Origin of the sequence: Falsiroseomonas oryzae (assembly GCF_027856955.1) — a bacterium.
Lineage (GTDB): Bacteria > Pseudomonadota > Alphaproteobacteria > Acetobacterales > Acetobacteraceae > Falsiroseomonas > Falsiroseomonas oryzae.
Genome location: NZ_JAPSMD010000399.1, coordinates 1 through 4,940 on the forward strand (window position 1 = coordinate 1; position 4,940 = coordinate 4,940).

The following is a 4,940-nucleotide window of genomic DNA, read 5'->3' on the forward strand; positions in this document are numbered from 1 at the left end:
GCCGGCGAGCGCGAGCACGGCGACGCTGCCCGACGCGCCGAGCGCGCCGAACTCCGCCGTGAGCGTGCCGCCGGCCGAGAGCGCCAGGCCCATCAGCGCGAGGACGACGGCGCCGCGGAGATCGGGGACCAGCAGGGCCGTCGCTGCCGGTGCCTCGCGACGCAGCAGGATCGCGGCGCCGGCGGGCAAGGCGCCCAGCAGCGCCGCGCGCTCGGCCAAGGACCAGGGCGACGCCATCGCAGCACCCTGTCCGGTCATGCCCGAGGTCCACGCCATTGCCGCGGCGGCGGCGGGCAGCAGAACCGGCGCGATTGCGAATCCGCCCAGCGCCGCCCAGACCGGCGGACGCTCCGGCATGCCGAAGCGGCGGCTGATGACCCCGGCGGTGATGGCGGTGGGGGCCGCGGCCGCGAGCACCGCGGCGAGGGCGAGGTCGGCCTGCACCTGGGTGGTCAGCGTCAGGACGGCGACCGAAGCGGGACAGATCACCGCCGTGGTGCCCAGCATCAGGAGGGCGGTTCGCGCTTCCCGCCGGCCCGGCGCGCCGGCATCGGTGACGGCGACGCAGGAGAAGACCATCAGGACCACCAGCGGCCCGAGCCACGCGCGGGCCATGTCCGCGGCCGCGGGTGCCACCGCGCCGAGGACCAGCATGACAAGGGGTGCCGTGACCACGTGCGGTGCCAGGGTCGCGGGCCGCAGACGGGCGGCGGCGAAGGCGAGACCTGGTCCGGCCGCGATGCGCAGACGCGTCGGGCCAGTGCGAAGGAGGGTGTTGCCGGGCACGGGCATGGCCAGCTCCGTTGCTGTCGTTCGTCGGTGAAGAGCTGGCCCGCCGCGGGGTGCGGCTCGGCCTCAGTAGCCGGCGTTGCCGCCCGCGCAGATCGCGACGCGGAGCGCGCTGACGGCGCGGTTCTCACGTCCCCGCACCATCTCGGGCCAGAGGCCGATATCGGAGAGCGCGTGCGCGTCGAGCTCGCCGAGGCTCGGCGCGTCGGCCTGCGTCCAGCGGGCCCGCAACCATGCCGCCGGCAGGGTTGGCACCGGCACGCGCACACATGCCAGCATGGCGGCCTTGATCGTGCTCATCGTGGTTCTCCGGTGCGGGCTCCGCATCTGCTGCCGCGATGGATGGCAGCGGGTGAGCGCGCGCCGCATCGGTAGCATCGAGGCCTGCCCGTCAGCCTGAGAGCGGCCTCCAACCTTGCCGAAATTCGTATACAATGCCTCCGATACCTTGGACCGCGTCGCGAATGGACAGGCGCGCATCGGAGTCGATGGCATTGGCGGACGAGCCGGCGAGCCGGGTCCTGACCCTCAGCGGAGGCCTCCGCCTCGATGTCTCGCGGTGCTGCCTGCTGCGGTCCGACGGCAGCGAGATCCCGCTGCGCCGCAAATCCTTCGACGTGCTGCGCTACCTCGCGGAGAACGCCGGGCGCCTGGTGGGCCGCGCCGAGCTGATGGAGGCGGTCTGGCGCGGCGTCTACGTCAACGAGGACAGTGCCACGCAATGCGTCGCCGAGGTGCGGCGCGCGCTGGGCGATGACGGCCGGCAGGCGCTGCGCACGGTAGCCGGGCGCGGCTACGTCCTGGACGTGCCGGCGCCGGTGGAGCGGCGCGAAGCCACCCCGCCCGGTCGGGACGAGAACCCGGCGGGTGCGGGCATCGCGCCGCCGCCCGGCCTTCCGCAGGCGCCGTCGCTGGCCGTGCTGCCGTTCGACAACATCGGCGACGACCCCGAGCAGGCGTATTTCGCCGATGGCCTCGTCGAGGAGCTGACCTCCGCCCTGTCGCGCATCCGCGCGCTGTTCGTCATCGCCCGGAACTCCAGCTTCACCTTCAAGGACCGGGCCGTGGACATGCACGAGGCGGGGCGCGAGCTCGGCGTGCGCTACCTGTTGCGGGGCAGCGTGCGCCGCGCCGGCCCGCGCATCCGCGTGGCCGTCCAGCTGGTCGATGCGACGGCTGGTGCGCAGCAGGTCTGGGGCGACCGCTTCGAGGGCACGCTGGACGACATCTTCGGCCTGCAGGACCGCATCGCCGAGGCGATCGCGGGAGCGGTTGAACCGAGCCTGCGGCATGTGGAGATCGAGCGGGCGCGGCGGAAGCCGACGGAACGCCTGGACGCCTACGACCTCTATCTGCGCGCCCTGCCCGCGTACTACGCGATGACGCGGGAAGGCAGCGACGCCGCCCTTGCGCTGCTGCGCCGTGCCATCGCGGCCGATCCTGGCTACAGCCTCGCGAAGGCCTTCGCGGCGCGGACGCACCTCAGCCGCGCGGCGCAGGGCTGGTCGGGTCCGGGCGACACCGCGGAAGGGATCCGCCTGGCGCGGGAGGCGCTGGCCGACCATCATGACGACCCGGCGACGCTCCGACTGGCCGGCCATGCCCTGACCTACCTTGCCTATGAGCACGAGGAGCCCTCGGCGGCGCTCGAGCGGGCGCTGCGGCTGAACCCGAACTCCGCGGAGGTGCTCGGCAGCGCGGCGTGGATGCGGCTCTACAACGGCGATCCCGCGAGCGCGCTGCCGCTGTTCGAACGCGCGACGCGCCTGAGCCCGCTGGATCCGGAAACCAGCCACTTCCTGGGCGGCTGCGCCTATGGGCGCCTCATGCTCGGGGAACCGGCGAAGGCGCTTCCCCCGGCGCAGGGCGCGGTGCGCCAGCAGCCGCGCTGGCCGACCGGGCACCGCGCGCTGATCGTCGCGCAGTGGCTTCTCGGTGCCTGCGAGGCGGCGCGGGACGCGGTGCGCCGTCATCGGGCGGAGACGCCGTCTGCCTGCCGCGTCTTCGCCGAACGCAATGCCCGGCTGTTCCTCGACCGGGCCTTCGCGGAGACGCTGAGCCGCGCGCTGCGCGAGGCAGGACTGCCGGAATGACCGCGCGCCTGCCCGCATGGGTCACGGGCCGTCGCACCCCTTTCGCCCGCCGCCCGCCTGCGCCAAGTAGCGGCGATGCGCCGCCGCGACGACCGCCAAGCCCGTGCCTGACCCAGCCGAGGACCTCGCCCATATGCGGGCGGCGCTGGCGCGGCGCGGGCTGGGCAACACCTGGCCGAATCGCTCGGTGGGCTGCGTCATCGTCCGCGACGGCCGGGTGGTCGGCCGCGGCTAGACCCAGCCGGGCGGCCGCCGCGTGCCCTTCGACCGCGACAAGCTGGCGCGCAGCGTGCGGATCGCGCTGCGCAAGCGCCCCTTCGACGAGGAGCGGATCGAGCGCATCGTCAACGGCATCCAGCGCCGTCTTGAGGTGGAAGCGGACTCCGAGGTCACCAGCCGCCGCATCGGCGACGTGGTGCTGGACACGCTGCGCGACGTGGACCAGGTGGCCTATGTCCGCTTCGCATCCGTCTACAGGAATTTCCGGGAAGCCAAGGATTTCCAGGCTTTTCTCGGCCAGATGGACGGGAGCTGAGGCGGCCCCCGCCCGTCGCCGGGCCGGCGGCGCGGAGGCCGATTCAAGCTCCGCGGATCGGGACAGGCCCGATTCCTAGACCCGTTTCACCGCGAGCAGGCGCGGCAAAACGGGTCCAGCTTGTTGCTTGATCGCATTTTCCGAGTCGCCGAACGTGTCCGTTCGGCTTGAAAATGCTTCAGCCTCAGCGGCGGCGTCGCCGGGCGAAGCCGAGGCCGAGCAGCCCAGCACCCAGCAGGGCAAGGCTTGCGGGCTCAGGCACGGCCACTCGGTCGTCGATCGCCGTCAGGGTCGCCTGCGCGGAGACGAAGCTGCTCGTTCCGATCGGCCCGCCGAAGGTGATCTCCATCACGGTGGTGATCGAATAGAACGGCGCAGGCGCCAGGAGCTTGTCGGAACTCGCGGTGCCGGTGCCGCTGAAGGTCTCCGAAAACAGCAGCGTGCCGAGTTCGAAGCCAAAGTTGGGGCCGACGTAGCTGGAGATCGTCGCCGACACGGCGCCCCCCGCGATGACGGCGAATTCGAATGCGGACGCCACGCCGCCGAGGGTGACCTCGGTCTGCGTGAACTCCAGGCGCAGTCTCGTGCCGCTCGTGCCGAAGAAGCTGCCGGTGGAGGTCACGAAGGTCGGCGGGGCCGGCAGGAAGGGCGCACCATCCGCAAGCAGCGACAATCCGCCGAAGCCGGCCCCGTTCGGCACCGGCACCTCGAGACGCCCCTCAACCGGGTCGGTGTCGACCGGAAACAGCGCGTTGTTGTCCCTGCCGTCAATGCCAGGGATCCCGTTCGGATCGAGTTGGATCGGGTTGAACGTGCCGTTCACGTCGAGATTGGCACGGGCAATGATTGACGACGCGGCCTGGCTCGGAGCCGCCGCGGCCACGACCAGCGCCACCGCGGTGAGCGATCGCACGAGACAACTGCAAGCCGACATGCACTCGCTCCTGAGACTGTCGTGATCCTGATGCTGGAACGTCACAGGCAAATATCGCGCCAGGCCAGTAAGTCTTTGTCTCGTCATCAATCACGCCCCTCTTTCGCACCCGTCAGACGGCAAAGCGTAAAATCCGGCGACGACTGCCGGCACGACCGCCCCGAGCGCCTGGTCATCGTGAACGAATATTTCGTTTGGTGCCGGTGACGCCAAACGGAATTATGTGCGGAATGGTCCGTTATCGTAGCTATACGGAGCGCCCTCCGATCCTCGTCATCGCGGCCTGTCAAGTTCCCCGACAGCATGGACTGCGCGGCCGTGCCCCTTCCGCGCCGGGCCGGGCTGCGCCACATGGACGCCGATGACCGCCCAGCCCGCCGCCTGACCCCGTGCCCGACCCGGCCGACCTTGTTCACATGCAGGCCGCGCTGGCGCTCGCGCGGCGGGGCCTGGGCAACACTTGGCCGAACCCGGCGGTAGGCTGCGTCGTCGTGCGGGACGGCCGCGTGGTCGGCCGCGGCTGGACCCAGCCGGGCGGGCGGCCGCATGCCGAGACGGAAGCCCTGCGGCGCGCCGGCGAGCTGGCGCG

At 71.8% G+C, this 4,940-nt stretch carries 4 protein-coding genes and 3 pseudogenes; 4 read left to right on the top strand and 3 right to left on the bottom strand.

The annotated features are described in order from the left end of the window. Together OZN99_RS25405 and OZN99_RS25410 are read right to left on the bottom strand one after the other, a co-directional pair. A pseudogene (locus OZN99_RS25405) lies at positions 1–792 on the bottom strand (hypothetical protein); the annotation flags it as partial. A 63-nt stretch (positions 793–855) separates the two neighbouring features. Beyond that, a complete protein-coding gene (locus tag OZN99_RS25410; protein WP_270938030.1) occupies positions 856–1,089 on the bottom strand; it encodes a hypothetical protein in 234 nt (77 codons plus the stop codon). 188 nt (positions 1,090–1,277) lie between these two features. Here OZN99_RS25410 and OZN99_RS25415 point away from each other — a divergent pair, with 188 nt between their 5' ends. The 3 genes and pseudogenes from OZN99_RS25415 to OZN99_RS25425 all read left to right on the top strand — a co-directional run. After that, the gene (locus OZN99_RS25415) at positions 1,278–2,882 is read left to right on the top strand and encodes a winged helix-turn-helix domain-containing protein (RefSeq protein ID WP_270938031.1); all 1,605 of its coding nucleotides are present in this window, start codon (positions 1,278–1,280) and stop codon (positions 2,880–2,882) included. Between the two features lie 103 nt (positions 2,883–2,985). Then, on the top strand, positions 2,986–3,117 hold the full coding sequence (locus OZN99_RS25420) for a hypothetical protein (RefSeq protein WP_270938033.1): 132 nt from the start codon (positions 2,986–2,988) through the stop codon (positions 3,115–3,117). Positions 3,118–3,132: 15 nt separating this feature from the next. Next, positions 3,133–3,417 (top strand): annotated as a pseudogene (locus tag OZN99_RS25425) (ATP cone domain-containing protein); the annotation flags it as partial. Between the two features lie 184 nt (positions 3,418–3,601). Here OZN99_RS25425 and OZN99_RS25430 read toward each other — a convergent pair. Continuing rightward, the gene (locus tag OZN99_RS25430) at positions 3,602–4,330 is read right to left on the bottom strand and encodes a PEP-CTERM sorting domain-containing protein (RefSeq protein ID WP_270938032.1); all 729 of its coding nucleotides are present in this window, start codon (positions 4,328–4,330) and stop codon (positions 3,602–3,604) included. 437 nt (positions 4,331–4,767) lie between these two features. On the opposite strand from OZN99_RS25430, the pseudogene OZN99_RS25435 reads away from it, so the two are divergent. Continuing rightward, positions 4,768–4,940 (top strand): annotated as a pseudogene (locus OZN99_RS25435) (bifunctional diaminohydroxyphosphoribosylaminopyrimidine deaminase/5-amino-6-(5-phosphoribosylamino)uracil reductase RibD); the annotation flags it as partial.